The sequence below is a fragment of the Bradyrhizobium zhanjiangense genome (assembly GCF_004114935.1).
Taxonomy (GTDB): Bacteria; Pseudomonadota; Alphaproteobacteria; order Rhizobiales; family Xanthobacteraceae; genus Bradyrhizobium; species Bradyrhizobium zhanjiangense.
Genome location: NZ_CP022221.1, coordinates 6611970 through 6627204, shown reverse-complemented (window position 1 = coordinate 6627204; position 15235 = coordinate 6611970). Strand labels below are relative to the sequence as shown.

15 protein-coding genes are annotated in these 15235 nt (G+C 63.3%); 7 read left to right on the top strand and 8 right to left on the bottom strand.

The genetic code is table 11. The features are described 5' to 3' along the window. Window positions 1–251 precede the first annotated feature (251 nt). Window positions 252–2840, top strand: a complete 2589-nt coding sequence (gene hpnN, locus XH85_RS31815; protein WP_128935006.1) for a hopanoid transporter HpnN — start codon at window positions 252–254, stop codon at window positions 2838–2840. Here the strand turns inward: hpnN and XH85_RS31810 are convergent. Next, complete coding sequence (locus XH85_RS31810) at window positions 2808–3422, bottom strand: DUF2147 domain-containing protein (protein WP_164939979.1); 615 nt, start codon at window positions 3420–3422, stop codon at window positions 2808–2810. The genes hpnN and XH85_RS31810 overlap by 33 nt on opposite strands. A gap of 140 nt (window positions 3423–3562) precedes the next feature. On the opposite strand from XH85_RS31810, the gene hpnO reads away from it, so the two are divergent. Then, entirely contained in the window at window positions 3563–4954 is a 1392-nt protein-coding gene (gene hpnO, locus XH85_RS31805) for an aminobacteriohopanetriol synthase HpnO (protein WP_128935004.1), read from the top strand. Window positions 4955–5109: 155 nt separating this feature from the next. On the opposite strand, the gene XH85_RS31800 is transcribed toward hpnO, so the two are convergent. The 4 genes from XH85_RS31800 to XH85_RS31785 all read right to left on the bottom strand — a co-directional run bounded on the left by XH85_RS31800 (window position 5110) and on the right by XH85_RS31785 (window position 7829). Continuing rightward, a complete protein-coding gene (locus XH85_RS31800) occupies window positions 5110–5874 on the bottom strand; it encodes an anti-sigma factor family protein (protein ID WP_128935003.1) in 765 nt (254 codons plus the stop codon). Then, window positions 5871–6419: a sigma-70 family RNA polymerase sigma factor gene (locus tag XH85_RS31795; protein ID WP_164939980.1), complete on the bottom strand. Its 549-nt coding sequence runs from the start codon at window positions 6417–6419 to the stop codon at window positions 5871–5873. The genes XH85_RS31800 and XH85_RS31795 overlap by 4 nt, the downstream gene beginning before the upstream one ends. A 115-nt stretch (window positions 6420–6534) precedes the next feature. After that, complete coding sequence (locus tag XH85_RS31790) at window positions 6535–6870, bottom strand: cupredoxin domain-containing protein (RefSeq protein WP_128935002.1); 336 nt, start codon at window positions 6868–6870, stop codon at window positions 6535–6537. Between the two features lie 14 nt (window positions 6871–6884). Beyond that, complete coding sequence (locus tag XH85_RS31785) at window positions 6885–7829, bottom strand: metallophosphoesterase family protein (RefSeq protein ID WP_128935001.1); 945 nt, start codon at window positions 7827–7829, stop codon at window positions 6885–6887. A gap of 378 nt (window positions 7830–8207) precedes the next feature. Between XH85_RS31785 and XH85_RS31780 the strand changes: the two genes are divergently transcribed. The 4 genes from XH85_RS31780 (at window position 8208) to XH85_RS31765 (ending at window position 11901) form a co-directional block, all read left to right on the top strand. Then, window positions 8208–8591 carry a hypothetical protein gene (locus tag XH85_RS31780; protein WP_128935000.1) on the top strand — a complete coding sequence of 128 codons (384 nt, stop codon included), beginning with the start codon at window positions 8208–8210 and terminating at the stop codon, window positions 8589–8591. 189 nt (window positions 8592–8780) lie between these two features. Continuing rightward, the gene (locus XH85_RS31775; RefSeq protein ID WP_128934999.1) at window positions 8781–9953 is read left to right on the top strand and encodes an efflux RND transporter periplasmic adaptor subunit; all 1173 of its coding nucleotides are present in this window, start codon (window positions 8781–8783) and stop codon (window positions 9951–9953) included. Then, on the top strand, window positions 9950–10669 hold the full coding sequence (locus XH85_RS31770; protein WP_128934998.1) for an ABC transporter ATP-binding protein: 720 nt from the start codon (window positions 9950–9952) through the stop codon (window positions 10667–10669). Before XH85_RS31775 ends, XH85_RS31770 begins: the two co-directional genes overlap by 4 nt. Further along, window positions 10669–11901 carry an ABC transporter permease gene (locus XH85_RS31765; protein WP_128934997.1) on the top strand — a complete coding sequence of 411 codons (1233 nt, stop codon included), beginning with the start codon at window positions 10669–10671 and terminating at the stop codon, window positions 11899–11901. The genes XH85_RS31770 and XH85_RS31765 overlap by 1 nt, the downstream gene beginning before the upstream one ends. On the opposite strand, the gene XH85_RS47715 is transcribed toward XH85_RS31765, so the two are convergent. Continuing rightward, the gene (locus XH85_RS47715) at window positions 11898–12011 is read right to left on the bottom strand and encodes a hypothetical protein (RefSeq protein WP_420837920.1); all 114 of its coding nucleotides are present in this window, start codon (window positions 12009–12011) and stop codon (window positions 11898–11900) included. The genes XH85_RS31765 and XH85_RS47715 overlap by 4 nt on opposite strands. Window positions 12012–12134: 123 nt before the next feature. On the opposite strand from XH85_RS47715, the gene XH85_RS31760 reads away from it, so the two are divergent. Beyond that, on the top strand, window positions 12135–12617 hold the full coding sequence (locus tag XH85_RS31760) for an L-2-amino-thiazoline-4-carboxylic acid hydrolase (RefSeq protein WP_128934996.1): 483 nt from the start codon (window positions 12135–12137) through the stop codon (window positions 12615–12617). Here XH85_RS31760 and XH85_RS31755 read toward each other — a convergent pair. Beyond that, window positions 12614–13501, bottom strand: a complete 888-nt coding sequence (locus XH85_RS31755; RefSeq protein WP_128934995.1) for an alpha/beta fold hydrolase — start codon at window positions 13499–13501, stop codon at window positions 12614–12616. The genes XH85_RS31760 and XH85_RS31755 overlap by 4 nt on opposite strands. A gap of 12 nt (window positions 13502–13513) precedes the next feature. Beyond that, window positions 13514–15133, bottom strand: a complete 1620-nt coding sequence (locus tag XH85_RS31750) for a GMC family oxidoreductase (RefSeq protein WP_128934994.1) — start codon at window positions 15131–15133, stop codon at window positions 13514–13516. Window positions 15134–15235 lie beyond the last annotated feature (102 nt).

Below are 15235 nucleotides of genomic sequence, written 5' to 3'. Positions count from 1 at the left end.
GCAGTTCGATGGTATTTTGGTAGGTCATTCCCGGTGAGCAACATGGCGACATTTGGCTCACTCTTTCGTCACTTTCCCGCCTCAACTCCCCGGCTATACCGACCGTCCCGCATGATTTTGCCGCGGGTCCTCCGCCGTTTACCTCGAACCTTGTCGCGGCGAGAACCACTCAAACAGCAATAGGTTTCGCCCGGGAACTCCGATAAACAGCGGGCGTTTCCGGCAAGCTGTTAACCGCAGAAAGAAAAGAAGTGCTGCAAAGCGTCGTTGTTGCCATCGTCAGGGCCTGTACCCGGTTTGCCTCCCTCGTCGTCATTTTCGGGCTCCTGCTGTCGGTGGGAGCGGGCTATTACGCTGCGCGCCACTTCGCCATCAACACCGACATCAATTCGCTGATTGCCCAGAATCTGGACTGGCGCCAGCGCGACCAGCAGTTCGACCGCGCCTTCGACCGCGACGCGACCATCACGGCGGTCGTCGAGGCCAAGACGCCCGAGATGGCGAGCGCGGCAGCGGATGCGCTCTTTGCCAAGCTCAAGGACGACAAGACCAACTTCCAATCGATGCAGCAGCTCGGCAGCGGCGAGTTCTTCGAGAAGAATGGCCTGCTGTTCCTGCCGACCGAGGAGGTCGGCAAGATCACCGGTCAGTTCGAATCGGCGGCGCCCTTGATCGAGATCATGGCGGGCGACCCCTCGATCCGCGGCCTGACCGGCGCGCTCGAGACCGGACTTGCCGGCGTCAAGCGCGGCCAGGTCAAGCTCGACAACACGGAGCGGCCCTTCAACCTGATCGCGCAGACGGTCGAGACCGTGCTCAACAAGGGCAATGCCAGCTTCTCCTGGCGCGAGCTCGTCAGCGACGAGCCGTTGAAGGATTCGGACAAGCGCGCGTTCATCGAGTTCAAGCCGATCCTCGACTACAACGCGCTGGAGCCGGGCAAGGGCGCCACCGACGCGATCCGCAAGGCCGCAGCGGATCTGGATTTCCCGACCAAATACCAGGCGCGGGTGCGGCTGACCGGCCCGGTCCCGATCGCCAACGAGGAATACGCGACCGTCCAGGAAGGCGCCGTCGTCAACGGCATCGGCACGGTTCTCGTCGTGCTGCTGATCCTGTGGCTGGCGCTGCATTCGGCGAAGATCATCTTCGCGGTCTTCGTCAATCTCTTCGTGGGCCTCGCGATCACGACCGCGGCCGGTCTGATGATGGTCGGCTCGCTCAATTTGCTGTCGATCGCGTTTGCGGTGCTGTTCGTCGGCCTCGGCGTCGATTTTGGCATCCAGTACAGCGTCCGCTACCGCTCCGAGCGCTACAAGTACGACGATCTCTCGGGCGCGCTGGTGCTGGCGGCCAAACGCTCGGCGGTGCCGCTGTCGCTCGCGGCGATGGCAACGGCCGCGGGCTTCCTCTGCTTCATGCCGACCGACTACAAGGGCATCTCCGAGCTCGGCCAGATCGCCGGCGTCGGCATGCTGGTCGCGTTCCTCTCGTCGATCACCGTGCTGCCGGCGCTGTTGAAGCTGTTGAACCCGCCCGGCGAGCCGGAGCCCGTCGGTTACGCCTTCCTGGCGCCGCTCGATCACTTCCTCGAAAAGCACCGCGTGCTGATCGTCGGCGGCACGCTGCTGCTGGCGCTCGGCGGCCTGCCGCTGCTCTACTTCATGAAGTTCGACTTCAACCCGATGAACCTGCGCAATCCGCATGCCGAATCGATCGCGACCTTCCTCGACCTGCGCAAGGATCCCAACACGGGCGCCAATGCCATCAACGTGATGACGACGTCGGAAGAGCAGGCGAAGCAGGTCGAGGCGGAGCTGGAGAAGGTGCCCGAGGTATTGCGGGTGATGTCACTCGACAGCTTCGTGCCGCAGGATCAGCCGCCGAAGCTGAAGCTGCTCGCGCAGGGCGCCAAGGTCTTGAACCCCGCGCTCAATCCCGACCAGATCGACGCGGCGCCGTCGGACCAGGAAAACGTCGAAGCGCTGAAATCCTCGGTCGACAATCTGCGCCGGACCGCGGGCGATGCGAAGGGACCGGGTGCGCTCGCCTCGCGCCGGCTGGCCGACGCGCTCGAGAAGCTCGCTAATTCCGACGAGGCCACGCGCAACAAGGCGCAGGACGTGTTCGTCACACCGATGAAGATCGTGTTCGACCAGCTCAGAAACGCGCTGCAGGCCGAGCCGGTGACCCTGAAGTCACTGCCGCCGGATCTCGTCAGCGCCTGGAAGAGCAAGGACGGCGTCATCCGCGTCGAGGCGCTGCCCAAGGGCGATCCCAACGACAACGACACGCTGCGCAAGTTTGCCGCGGCCGTGCTCGCGGCCGAGCCGACTGCGATCGGCGGGCCGGTCTCGATCCTGAAATCCGGCGACACCGTGGTGAAGGCGTTCATCCACGCCGGCGTCTATGCACTGCTGGTAATCGGCCTGCTCTTGTGGATCACGTTGCGGCGGTTCGTCGACGTGCTGATGACGCTGGTGCCGCTTCTGGTTGCCGGCGCGGTGACACTCGAGATCTGCGTGTTGGTCGGCCTGCCGCTCAACTTCGCCAACATCGTCGCATTCCCGCTGCTGCTCGGCGTCGGCGTCGCCTTCAAGATCTATTATGTCGTGGCGTGGCGCTCGGGCAGGACGAATCTGCTGCAGACCAGCCTGACGCGTGCGATCTTTTTCAGCGCGCTGACGACGGCGACTGCGTTCGGCAGCCTGTGGCTGTCCAGCCATCCCGGCACGTCCAGCATGGGCAAGCTGCTCGCACTGTCGCTGGTAACGACGCTTGCCGCCGTGCTGCTGTTCCAGCCGGCCCTAATGGGCAAACCCCGCAATCTCAGGGAGTAGGCAGATGTCGCCGACCGGGTCGGCGGCGCCCTTCTGACCGGGCTTGACCGCGCCGGCGGCCTTCGGGGCTGCTGTGGCGCCCGTCGTGCCCTGGGCTTTCGGTGTCGCGCCGGTGGACTTCGGCGCGCCCTTGGCCATCGCGTTGGCGGGGCTCAAGGGGATCGGCGGACCAACCCGGGTCCAGGTCTCGCCCCCGCAGAGAAAGCCCATCACGCAGCCCTTGATTTCGAGCTGGTCAGTCCCGGCCGGCGTGATGGTCGCGCTGTAGAGCTGGCCGTCCTTGGCGTTGTACACCTGTCCTTCCCACTGATCGACGCCGGGCTTCTTCTTCATGTCGATCAGGGTCGGCATGCCCAGCGTCGGCCTGTTCTTTTTTGACACATCCGGGTTATTCTCGTCGCGGCCTCCGGGCTGCTTTTCCCAGGAGACGGCACCCCACATGCTGCCACTGCATTGGGCGACACGGATGTTGGCGACGCCGTCGGCGACCCGCCAGTCGCCGGTCGGGTCTGTGGCGAGCGCGGGGGTCAGACAGGTGTAACCGCCAGCCAGTATTATTCCGGTGTAAAGGGCTAAACGCATGATAGTTCCTTGGCAGTGCAACATGGTTTAAAGCTGTGCTTGCGAAGATGGTCCGAAAAAGGGCAAAAGGCCGCACAGACCGTTTCGATAGCGGTCCGTTTTCAGTTGACTAGACGGCCCTCAACCGAAGTATGTAGCGGATGCACAGTCCAAATCCAGACATGTCTGAGCTCTTCGCGGACCGTCAGGCCCAGCGCAGCGCCCTGCATAATCGGTATCTGAACGAGCAGTTCGTTCGGGTTCTCAAGACCATCGGCTACGATGTCGGCTTCCAGAAGGGGCAGGGGCAGTACCTCTACGACCGCGAGGGCGCGCGCTATCTCGACCTGTTGTCCGGATTCGGCGTGTTTGCGATCGGGCGCAATCATCCGGTCATGCGCGAGGCGCTCAAGAGCGTGCTCGATGCCGACCTGCCGAACCTCGTCCAGTTCGACGTCTCGACGCTCGCCGGCGTGCTCGCCGAGCGCCTTCTGAAATACGTCCCCTATCTCGACAAGGCGTTCTTCGCCAATTCCGGCGCTGAATGCGTCGAGGCAGCGATCAAATTCGCACGCGGCGCGACCGGCCGTCCCGGCATCGTCTATTGCGCCCACGGCTATCACGGCCTGACCTATGGCGCGCTGTCGCTCACGGGCGACTCGAACTTCCGTACCGGCTTCGAGCCGTTGCTGCCGGGCTGCACCCCGATCCCGTTCAACGACCTGGCTGCGCTCGAAAAGGCGCTGGCCTCACGCGAGGTCGCGGCCTTCGTCGTCGAGCCGATCCAGGGCAAGGGCGTCAACATGCCCACCGACGAGTTCCTGCCCGGCGCGGCCGCGCTCTGCAAGAAATACGGCACGCTGTTCGTCGCCGACGAGATCCAGACCGGCATGGGCCGCACCGGCCGCTTCCTTGCGGTCGAGCACTGGAACGTCGAGCCCGACATTGTGCTGCTGTCGAAGTCGCTGTCCGGCGGCCACGTGCCTGTCGGCGCCGTGCTGACGCGCAAGAGCATCTTCGACAAGATCTTCAATCAGATGGACCGTGCGGTGGTGCACGGCTCCACCTTCTCCAAGAACGACCTCGCGATGGCGGCGGGCATCGCCACGCTCGACGTCATGGAGTCCGAGAAGCTGATTGAGGCCGCGGCCAAGCGCGGCGCCGAGCTGCGCCTGGCGCTGACGCGCATGGTGCCCGGCTACGAGCTGTTGAAGGAAGTCCGCGGCAAGGGTCTGATGATCGGCATCGAGTTCGGCCCGCCGAAATCGCTGCGTCTGCGCGCCTCCTGGAACGTGCTGGAGACCGCCAACAAGGGCCTGTTCTGTCAGCTCATCACCGTGCCGCTGTTCAAGGATCACAAGATCCTCACGCAAGTCGCCGGCCACGGCAGTCACACCATCAAGCTGCTGCCGCCGCTCACCATCACCGAGGAAGACTGCAGCTGGATCGAGCGCGCCTTCGACGACGTCATCGCCGGCAGCCACAAGGTCCCCGGTGCGATCTGGTCGCTAGGCAAGACCCTGGTCGACAACGCGGTGCGACGGTCGGCCTGATTTTTGGCCGAGCCATCTTGGCATTCGTCATTGCGAGCGAAGCGAAGCAATCCAGACTATCTCGGCGGAGGCAGTCTGGATTGCTTCGTCGCTTCAGCGCAAAATTGCTGCGCAATTTTGCCGCGAGCTCCTCGCAATGACGGTGCGGGGTGAATCTACCCCTCCACATTCGCTTTCATCGCCGCCTCGAACTTGTCGACGAACTCGGCGAGCTCGTCGGCGGCGATATCGCTGACGGCCCAGAAATTCAGGCCGCGATTGCCCCAGCGGCGGCAGTTGAAGCCTTGCATGGTCTCGGTCTTCGGCGCGCGATATTCCACGTTCGATGTCTGCGACACGAACAGGTTGATGACGTGCTGCCGGCGCCGGTAGACGACCGCGCCGATGGCGCGCGCGTCGATGTAGTCGAGCCGGCCGCCGACCAGCGTAAAGCCCTGCGCCGTGAGATCGATCACGGGCGGGGCGACGTCGAGCTTGCCGTTGAACCACGGCTTGACCGTGTGCTGGTCGGTCGAAATCACGTCGGTGAGGTGGCCGGCCTGGAGCGAGCGCAGATGCGCGGAGACGACCTCCGACAGGATGCGCTGCTGGTCGTCTTGGCGCAGTACCAATGCGACGACGCCGGAGGCGGCGAGCGCGGAGACGGCCGAGCCCATGGCAAAGCCGCGCAGCAAGGAGCGGCGAGTCGGTTGGTGCTGTGCTTGCGGCAGTGACGCCTCGATCCGAGCGCGGAGGCTCGCGGGCGCGGTGTAGCGCAAATCGGTGTCGGCGAGCACGCGCTGCATTTCGCGCTGCGCGGCGAGCTCGGCGGCGCAGGCCGGGCAGCTGGCGATATGCGCTTCGACCTCGCGCGCATGGCCGGCATCGAGCTCATTGTCGAGCAGCGCGTGAAGCAGGATTCTTGCTTCGTCGCAGGTCATCTTGCTTGCTCCTCTTCCGCCGTCCAGGCCGCCCGCAGCATGGCGCGGGCGCGGGCGAGGCGGGACATCACGGTGCCGATGGGTGCACCGACCGTCTCGGCGATTTCACGATAGGACAGATTGTTGATCTCCCGCAGCACGAAGGTCTCCTTGAACGGTTCGGCGAGCGTGTCGATCAGCTTGCGGATCGCGCCGGCATCGCGGCTGCGCAGCACTTCGGTTTCCGGGCTTGCCTCGCTCTCCTGCCAGATCGGCGTCTGCTCCGCGGCGCCGGGTGTATCCTCGATCGCGCTGGGCCTGTGCGCCCGCCGCGCATATTCTGCGTTGCAGACGTTGCGCAGGATCGCGAACAGCCAGGGTTTCATCGCCGGCCCGCGATAACTGTCAAAGTGCTTCAGCGCGCGCAAATAGCACTCCTGCACCGCATCCTCGGCGTCGGAGGCATCGCGCAGAAGGTAGCGCGCGAGGGTATAGACGTCGTCGAGATGGGGCAGTGCCGCTTCGCGGAAGCGCTGCGCCTTCTGCATATCGTCGGTGGCGGGCATCGCTCCTCGCTTTGCCTCTTGCTTTGCTTCGTCTTTTGCCGTGATCGAAGACGTCCGAGCCCGGCCGGCGTGGGACCACCGGCCGGGCAAGACGTTGATGTCTCGGCTCGAGATGTTACTCAACCTTGATCATCCCCGTCATGTGCGGATGCAACGAACAAAAATATTTGTAATCGCCCGCATTGGTGAAGGTGAACGAGAACTTGTCGTCGGTGTCCAGGGTCTTGGACCTGAACTTGCCGGCCGACACGATGGTGTGCGGAATGTCGTCCCGGTTGGTCCAGGTCACGGTGGTGCCGGCCTTGATCTTGAGCTCGGCCGGCTGGAAGACGAAATTGTCGATATGTACCTCCATGTCGTCGGCGCGGGCAGTCGTTGCGGGCAGCAGGATGGCCGCGACCAAAGCGAGACCGAAGTCGACTCCGAAGTCGCGGCGGTTAAGTGTCTTCATGATCAGCCCTTCTCTCAGCCCTGGAGCGGCGTGTCGATGATGGCGAGGCGCTGCTCGTTCTGCTTGAAGTTGATGCTAGCAACGCCGAGCATGGACCGGAGTCTAGCGTCCTCGACCTTCATCGGCCCGGGCGAGGGAGCGGCCCCCGGCGCCGGCTGCGGGAAGGCGGTCGAGCGCGCGGTGTGGAAGGTGACGTTGCCCTCGACCTTCTGCATTACCTGATGGATGTGCCCGTTGAGCACGGTGACCGAGCCAAAACCCTTGACGTATTCCAGTGCGCGGCCGCCATCCTCGGTGCCCCAGCCCCATTGCGGGTAGACGGTCCAAAGCGGGATATGGGCGAACAGCACGATCGGCGTCGATTTCGACTTGCCGCGCAGATCGTCTTCGAGCCAGGCGAGCTGCTCGGCGCCGAGATTGCCGAGGCCGCCGGCCTTGAGGTCGACGACGTTGACGAGGCCGATGAAGTGCACGCCGCCGGCATCAAATGAGTACCAGCCGTGCCCCTTGGTGCCGCGACCATAGCGTTCGCGATAGAGCTTAACCTCCTCGTCGATGAAGTCGTGCTCACCCGGCACGTAGTGCACGTCGAGCTTGGTCTGCGAGATGATGCGTTCGGCGTTATCGAACTCGGTGACCTTCGACAAATGGGTGATGTCGCCGGTATGGATCATGAAGGACGGCTTGATCGGCATCGCATTGATCTTGCCCACGGCTTCCTCCAGCGTGCCGAGCGCGTTGGGATTGGCCGGCTTGTCGAAGCCGACATGGCTGTCGCTGATCTGGAGGAAGGTCATGCCGGGCGCAGCCGCGGTCGCGGCTTGCGCAGAATCGATGATGCCCAGCGAGCGCGGCACCCCGCCGGTGATGGTCCAGAGAACCCCGGTGCCGGCCCAGGTCATGCATTCCAGCACCTTGCGGCGGTTGACGCCGTCTTCGCCATGGTCGTGTCCGCTCATCGCGCATCTCCTCTGGCCCGAAATTGGGCTTGCCGGGAGATGATCGGGAGAGGGGCGGGTTTATTCCCGGGCTCCAGATAGAATGGATCGGGACCGGCTAATCAACTTTCCGAGAACCGGTTTACCCCGAAACAGGTGGTCTCCGCACCGCGGGACGCCAATGGTGGCGCAGCTGAGCAACCATCTCGCGCTGTGGAAGCCGTTGCCAGGCCGTCGTTTCTTGGTGCTTGTGCAACGATCAGGATGCAGCGTTCAGCCGCAGCAATCATCCGCGAATCGACGAGACTGACTTCGGTGTCAGAAACTAACTCGCTCGAAGGTGAGCTCGCATCGCAAGAATAGGAACAGCTGGAGATCAACTGAATTCAAGGTTCGCCAATGACGCAGGCTGCCGAGTTTGACGCCTTGGCGAACGCAACTGAAGAGGAGTTGATGATGATGAGAACACTCGCGATCCTTGCGGCAGGCGCATCACTGCTTGCAGTCTCTTGCCCGAGCTATGCAGCAGACCATCTGTTCACCGCCGTGGCTGCGGGCGGACTGTCGAATACCCCCGGCCAAGAAAGCCAACCATTCCTGAATGGACTCAACAATCCGGGTCGACCGGGTGACGAAGTCCCAGGTCAAGGCAGCGTATTTCAGGGCGAGGACCATACCGTCCCGGCAACGGATACGACGACCGGGGTGAAGATGCTTAAAACGCCTCCGCCAGCGCAGAGCGGGACGAAGACTGTGCCGACGGGCAGCCCTTCGGTGCCCTAATCCAGCCACTGCGATCGCTTCGGGGCGGGTCAGAAGCGGCGCGTTCAGTCTCAGCTCTTCTGGTCTGATCACGCCGCCTGCGGCATCGTCAACGAGGGGGCAACGTTCAGCGTGGAGCGCCGCAAGAGCTAATGCGGCGAAATTATCATTCGCACGGATAATCAATTGACATCGCCCCGAAGCCTTCTGATGCGCGCAGCATTGGGGGGCTGCGTGGTTGCCGTTGCCTATCCGTTGTGGGCTCCGGACAGCTCGCTCACAGCTGCCGGCGGCGACCATGATGATCTGCGCTATGTTAGCATTGCCCGCGACAACATCATTCAGAACGTCACCGCTGCCGGAACGCTCGAAGCCGTTGATACCGTCGAGGTCAGCTCGCAGCTTTCGGGGCAGGTCGCCAAGCTGATGGCCGACCACAATTCCATCGTTCGGGCCGGCGAGCCCCTTGCTGCACTCGACAGCGCCACTTTCGAAGTCTTGGTCAAGGAAGCAGAAGCCTCGCTCACCGTCGCGCTCGCACAACACGAGGAGGCCAAGGCAGCCGTCGATGGCGCGCAGGCGCACTACGATGACGCGTTGCGCGATCTTCAGGTCAAGAGCTCACTCAGCAAGAACGGCAGTGTTTCCCAACGCGACGCCGAGCGAGCGCAGATGACGGCTCGCTCGCTCGGCGCTGAATTGTCCGCGGCGCAGGCGCGCGTGCAGGTACGCGCGGCCGGTGTGATGGTTGCGCGTGCCTCCCTCGAACGGGCTCGACTTGATCTCGAACGAAGCACCGTCAAGTCGCCGATCGATGGAATAGTCATCCGGCGCAGCGTCGAGCTTGGCCAGACAGTGGCTGCAAGCCTCCAGGCGCCGACCCTCTTCACCATCGCGCGGGATCTGTCGGACATGCGCGTCAGTGCGTCCGTCAGCGAGGCCGACATTGGCGCGGTGCGAACCGGCCAGCGTGCGCTGTTCAGTGTCGATTCCTATCCGGGACGGACCTTCGAAGGCCGCGTACTCGAGATCCGAAAGGCAGCACGGATGGTACAAAACGTGGTGACCTACACCGTGATGATTTCGGCGCCCAATCCAGAAGATCTGCTGCTTCCCGGGATGACGGCTGATGTTCGCATCGTAGTTCAAGAGCAACACGATGTGATGGTTGTTCCCAATGCCGCACTCAGCTTTCGCCCGGTGCGGGACGGCGCAACCGATCGCGGCCCCGGACAGGGAGTGATCTGGATCCGTACGAAGTCCGGCCATCTGGACCCAGCCTCGGTCTCATTGGGCGCCACCAGCGACTCTCTGACCCAGATCCTGTCGGAGGACGTCCAAATCGGTCAGCGGGTCGCCATCGGTTATCGTAGCAAGCCATGACATCGCTCGTCGTCCTCGAACATATCCACAAGCGGCACCGGCTCGGCAGCCAAAGCGTTCATGCGCTGTCGGACATAACCATGCAAATCGATCCGGGTGAGTTCGTTGCCGTCGTGGGCCCGTCCGGATCAGGAAAATCCACCTTGCTTTCGATCATAGGCTGCCTCGATCGACCCTCCTCCGGAGGCTACTTTCTTCACGGTCAGGATGTACTTGCGCAGTCAAGGCGCCGGTTGAGCGAACTGCGAAACCGGCGCTTCGGCTTTGTGTTTCAGAACTTCAATCTGTTGCCACGCCTGACCGCACTCGAGAATGTAGGGTTGCCCTTGTTCTATCGGCGTGACGGGCTGCGCAATCCGATCGCAAGGGCACGCGTTGCGCTCGAGCGGGTCGGTCTCAGCAGCAGAATGCAGCATATGCCTGGCCAGCTCTCGGGCGGTGAGCAGCAGCGTGTCGCCGTCGCGCGTGCGATCGTCAACGAACCCGACCTTCTCTTGGCCGACGAGCCGACCGGGGCACTCGATACGAGCACACGCGATACCATCCTCTCGATACTCGCCGAACTCCGGCGTGGCGGCCTCACGGTCATGCTTGTAACCCACGACGCCGAAGTCGCGGGGCGCGCGCAGCGCACGATCAGGCTCCGGGACGGCGCGGTCGTCGGCGACTCGATATCTCTCGGCGCGTCCTCAACTTCGACCATCGCGGAGGTTTGATGCGATCGCTCGGCTACGTCTATCTGGCGTTTCAGTCGATACGTGCGCACATATTGCGCTCTGTTCTCGCGATAATGGGCATTGTCATCGGCATTGCCGCCGTGCTGATCGTGGTCGCCGTGGCGGAAGGGGCGCGTGCCGAGATTTCGAGACAGATCAATTCGCTTGGATCCAATCTATTGCTGGTGCAGCCCGGTGCGCAAAACGCGCAAGGCGTGCGACAGCAGGCGGGCACCGTCCTGTCGCTGACGACAACCGATGCGCTCGCGGTTGCTCGCGAGGTATCCGACGTTGTCATTGCGGCGCCATTCGTGGGCGGACAAAAGACGGTCATCGCGAGAGACTTGAATTGGTCAACCCTTGTTGCCGGCGTGACCCCCGAGTTTTTTGAAGCCCGTGGGTGGCGAATAGGGGAGGGGCAGCTATTCAATCAGGATCAGGTTGCATCAGTCGCAAAGATCGCGGTGATCGGAGGTACGGTCGCGCGCGAACTGTTCCGCGATAGCGATCCGCTCGGCCGCTTCATCCGTATCGACCGCACTGCATATGTCGTGATTGGGGTGCTTGCCGAGAAGGGGCAGGACTTCACCGGCCGCGACCAGGACGACGTCATCTTCATTCCCCTGTCGTCCGCAAGAATCTTCGCCACCGGACGAAGTCAGGCCAATCCGGATGCCGTGCATACGATTCTGGTGAAGACCGATTCCACCCAGTCAATGACAGCGGTGGGAGGTGCGATTGCCCGCGTCCTGCGGCAGCGTCACAAGATCATGGGACACAAGGACGACGATTTCCGGATTCAGAACCTCATCCAGATCGCCCAGACGCGCGATCGGACCTATCGCCAGTTCACGTTGCTGGTATCCGCGCTTGCGGGAATCTCGCTCTTGGTCGGCGGCATCGGCGTGATGAACATCATGCTCGTATCGGTGACCGAACGGTTCAATGAGATCGGCATTCGCCTTGCGTTTGGCGCCCGGCCACAAGATATTCGGAAACAATTTCTGATGGAAGCGGTGCTCCTCTGCACCATCGGCGGCCTGTCGGGTCTCGTTATCGGCTACGCCTGCACGCGCGTTGTGCCCTCCGCGTTGGGCTGGCCCGTCGAGTTCAACGCAGGGATGGCGCTGGTCGCCGTAGCCTGCTCCAGTCTCATCGGCATTATCTTCGGTCTTCTGCCGGCCGAGCGGGCTGCGCGCTTGGATCCGGCGGCGTTACTAAGGTCCGGTTAGAAGGACGAACTTCTCGAACAGCTGCACCGGCTCGCTTCAAGACTCTCGACCTGCTGGCTGACGGCTCCGGGCGTGACGCAGAGCTCGTCGGATGCCCGCTTGAAACTCAGGTGACGGAAACACCAATTTTCATGGCATAGAAAATCTCAGTCAACACGTCAGAAGATCTGGTTTGATCCGGGGATGGCGGCGTGAAACAAGCTCCCACCGAACCATGAAACAGGTGAGCGACAATGGTTGATGCGAGCGAAGTTGTTATCAGTCACCTGCAGCGCCGGAAGATCGAAGGGCGCGTGCTGATCCCGTTCATTCAGGTATTGCGTGACCGGTTTGGTCAAAGCGCAATGCGCGAAGTCGTTGACGAAACGATCCGCAGGCTCGCTGCCGAGGACGGCGCGAGATGGGCAGCAACCTACGGCAAGACGACTGCGTCGCTGCGAACCGTGGCACAGGAGCTCTGGGCGGGCGGCGGCAGCATGGACGTCGAGGTTGTCTCGGAGTCCGACGATCACCTCGATTTCAACGTTACGCGCTGCCAATACGCCGCGTTCTACAAGGAGCTGGGTCTCGCTGATCTCGGCATTCGCGTCCACTGCAATCGTGATCATGCCATGCTGGCCGGCTTCAACGACGAACTCGAACTGTCCCGAAGCCAGACGATCATGGAGGGCGGAGCCTGCTGCGATTTCAGGTTTCGCAAGCGGTCGTGGCGCTAGGCCGAAAATTCCCGCACAGCCCGCACCACGACGGCCGGCGCTTCCTGCGCAACGCAATGGCCGATGCCGGCGAAGGCCTGCGTGCTGACGCGCGGAATGAGTGACACGGCGCGCAAGGCCATCTCCTTGTAGATCGCACCCGAGGCCTCGGCGGTCGTCACGCGCACTGGGCATTCGATCTCGATGAGCCGCGCGAAGGGGTTTCCGCGGGCGTCGCCGGTGTAGATCTGGTCCATTGCCTCGAAGATCGGCCGCAGGATCGCTGACTCGATCTCTGGCGTGCAGCAGAGCCGCACCCGGCCATTCTCCAGAGGCGCGAAGCCGTGCTTCACATAGGCCCAAAGCGACGTCTCGGTCCAATCCGCGAACGCCGGCGCGGCGCGGTAGCGCTTGAAGACCGCCTCAAAACTGTCGAACTCGGCCTGGCGCCGCAGCACGCCTTGCACGCCGGCGGTGGCCCATTCGCTCAATCCCGCCGACGCATCGCGTGCCTTGCGCGGATCCATCACGGTCGGCTCCATCACGAACAGGCGCGTGAAACGGCCGGGCCGAAGTTTCGCTGCGAGCAATAAATCCGTCGCACCCGCGCTGTGGCCGATGCCGTAGATGTCGAGCAGCTCCAGCGCATCGATCACCCGGCAGACGTCGTCGGCGTAATCGAGGAAGTGATATGCGCCGGGCTTGTGGCTGGCGCCGTGGCCGCGGCGGTCGAGCGCATAGACGGTGTAGGTCGATGCAAGCTCGCGCGCGACCTCGTCCCAGACGTCGGCGACGAAACCGGTGCCGTGCAGAAGAAGAGCGGGCGGTTTGCCGCGCTCGCCCCACTGCAGCATGGCGATCTCGGAGCCGGCCGGGCCGATCGAAAAGCGGTGCGGATCGATCATAGTGGCAAGATGCTACTTCGCATCCTCCAAGATCATCGTCGCGCCTTTCTCGGCGATCATCGCGGTCGGCGTGTTGGTGTTACCCGAGGTGATGGTCGGCATGATCGAGGCATCGACGATGCGAAGGCCGGAAAGGCCGTAGAAGCGCAGGCGTTCGTCGACCACCGCCATCGGATCGTTCGCCGCGCCCATCTTCGCCGTGCCGACGGGATGGAAGATGGTGGTGCCGATGTCGCCGGCGGCCTTCGCGAGCGAGGCATCATCGTCGCCGACGGAGGGGCCGGGCAGGTATTCGCTCGGGCGATATTTTGCGAGCGCCTTCTGCTGCATCAGGCGGCGCGTCGTGCGGATTGCGTCGGCGCCGACCTGGCGATCGTCATCGGTCGACAGATAGTTCGGCGCGATGATCGGCTTCTCGTCCGGGCTCGCCGAGCGCAGCCGCACGGTGCCGCGCGAGGTTGGCTGGAGATTGCAGGCGCTCACCGTGATCGCGGGGAAGCGGTGCAGGGGATCGCCGAACTTGTCGAGCGACAGCGGCTGCACGTGGAACTGAATGTTGGCGCGTTCGCGCGTCGCATCCGAGCGCGTGAAGATACCGAGCTGCGACGGCGCCATGGTCAGCGGACCGCGGCGGCGGAAGGCGTAGTCGAGCCCCATCAGGCCGCGGCGGAACAGGTTGTAATAGGTCTCGTTCAGCGTGCGCACGCCCTCGACCTTGTAGATCGCGCGCTGCTGCAGATGGTCCTGTAAGTTGCGCCCCACACCGGGCTTGTCCATGACGACGTCGATGCCGAGCGGCGATAGCCAGTCGGCGGGGCCGATGCCGGAGCGATGCAGCACTTGCACCGAGCCGATCGAGCCGGCCGAGAGGATCACCTCGCGCTTCGCCCGTGCCTCGATGATCTCGCCATTCTGGATGAAGCGCACGCCGATGGCGCGGCCCTGCTCGATGATGATACGGTCGACAAGCACATGCTTCTCGAGCCGCAGATTGGGGCGGTTCAGCGCCGGCTTGAGGAAGCCGCGCGCCGACGACCACCGCCGCCCACGCTTCTGGTTGACGTGGAAATAGCTCGTGCCTTCGTTATCGCCGGTGTTGAAATCCGGGATGCGCTTGATGCCCATCTCCTCGGCGGCGTCGCCCACCGCGTCCAGAATCGTCCACGATAGCCGCGGTGCCTCGATGCGCCAGCCGCCGCCGGCGCCGTGATGCTCGCTCGCGCCCAGGAAGTGATCTTCCAGCCGCTTGAACAGCGGCAGCACGTCGTCATAGCCCCAGCCGGTCATGCCGAGCTGGCGCCAATGGTCGTAATCGGCAGCCTGTCCGCGCATCGAGATCATGGCATTGATCGACGAGCAGCCGCCGATCACCTTGCCGCGGGGATAGGCGAGCGCGCGGCCGTTCAGGCCCGGCTCAGCCTCGGTCTTGAACATCCAATCCGAGCGCGGATTGCCGATGGCAAAGAGATAGCCGACCGGGATGTGGAACCAGATCCAGTTGTCGTCGCCGCCGGCCTCGAGAATGAGGACACGGTTCTTCGGATCGGCCGAGAGCCGGTTCGCGAGGATACAGCCCGCCGTGCCGGCCCCGACGACAATGTAGTCAAACTCACCTTCGAGCCGTCTTGGCATTCTGCGTCCACCCAAACAGGCGTCATGCCCGGGGCTTGTCCCGGGGCTCCAGCGCTTTCTGTCCTAATAGTCGGACGTGGATGGCGAAGACAAGCTCGCTAC

What these genes read in the sequence shown, in the direction of transcription:
- XH85_RS31785 (WP_128935001.1), bottom strand. Translation starts at nt 7,829, where the DNA reads ATGAGCGGACACGACCATGGCGAAGACGGCGTCAACCGCCGCAAGGTG.
- XH85_RS31765 (WP_128934997.1), top strand. Translation starts at nt 10,669, where the DNA reads ATGCGATCGCTCGGCTACGTCTATCTGGCGTTTCAGTCGATACGTGCG.
- XH85_RS31770 (WP_128934998.1), top strand. Translation starts at nt 9,950, where the DNA reads ATGACATCGCTCGTCGTCCTCGAACATATCCACAAGCGGCACCGGCTC.
- XH85_RS31790 (WP_128935002.1), bottom strand. Translation starts at nt 6,870, where the DNA reads ATGAAGACACTTAACCGCCGCGACTTCGGAGTCGACTTCGGTCTCGCT.
- XH85_RS31780 (WP_128935000.1), top strand. Translation starts at nt 8,208, where the DNA reads ATGACGCAGGCTGCCGAGTTTGACGCCTTGGCGAACGCAACTGAAGAG.
- XH85_RS31750 (WP_128934994.1), bottom strand. Translation starts at nt 15,133, where the DNA reads ATGCCAAGACGGCTCGAAGGTGAGTTTGACTACATTGTCGTCGGGGCC.
- XH85_RS31810 (WP_164939979.1), bottom strand. Translation starts at nt 3,422, where the DNA reads ATGCGTTTAGCCCTTTACACCGGAATAATACTGGCTGGCGGTTACACC.
- XH85_RS31755 (WP_128934995.1), bottom strand. Translation starts at nt 13,501, where the DNA reads ATGATCGATCCGCACCGCTTTTCGATCGGCCCGGCCGGCTCCGAGATC.
- XH85_RS31760 (WP_128934996.1), top strand. Translation starts at nt 12,135, where the DNA reads ATGGTTGATGCGAGCGAAGTTGTTATCAGTCACCTGCAGCGCCGGAAG.
- XH85_RS31775 (WP_128934999.1), top strand. Translation starts at nt 8,781, where the DNA reads ATGCGCGCAGCATTGGGGGGCTGCGTGGTTGCCGTTGCCTATCCGTTG.
- XH85_RS31800 (WP_128935003.1), bottom strand. Translation starts at nt 5,874, where the DNA reads ATGACCTGCGACGAAGCAAGAATCCTGCTTCACGCGCTGCTCGACAAT.
- XH85_RS31795 (WP_164939980.1), bottom strand. Translation starts at nt 6,419, where the DNA reads ATGCCCGCCACCGACGATATGCAGAAGGCGCAGCGCTTCCGCGAAGCG.
- hpnO (WP_128935004.1), top strand. Translation starts at nt 3,563, where the DNA reads ATGCACAGTCCAAATCCAGACATGTCTGAGCTCTTCGCGGACCGTCAG.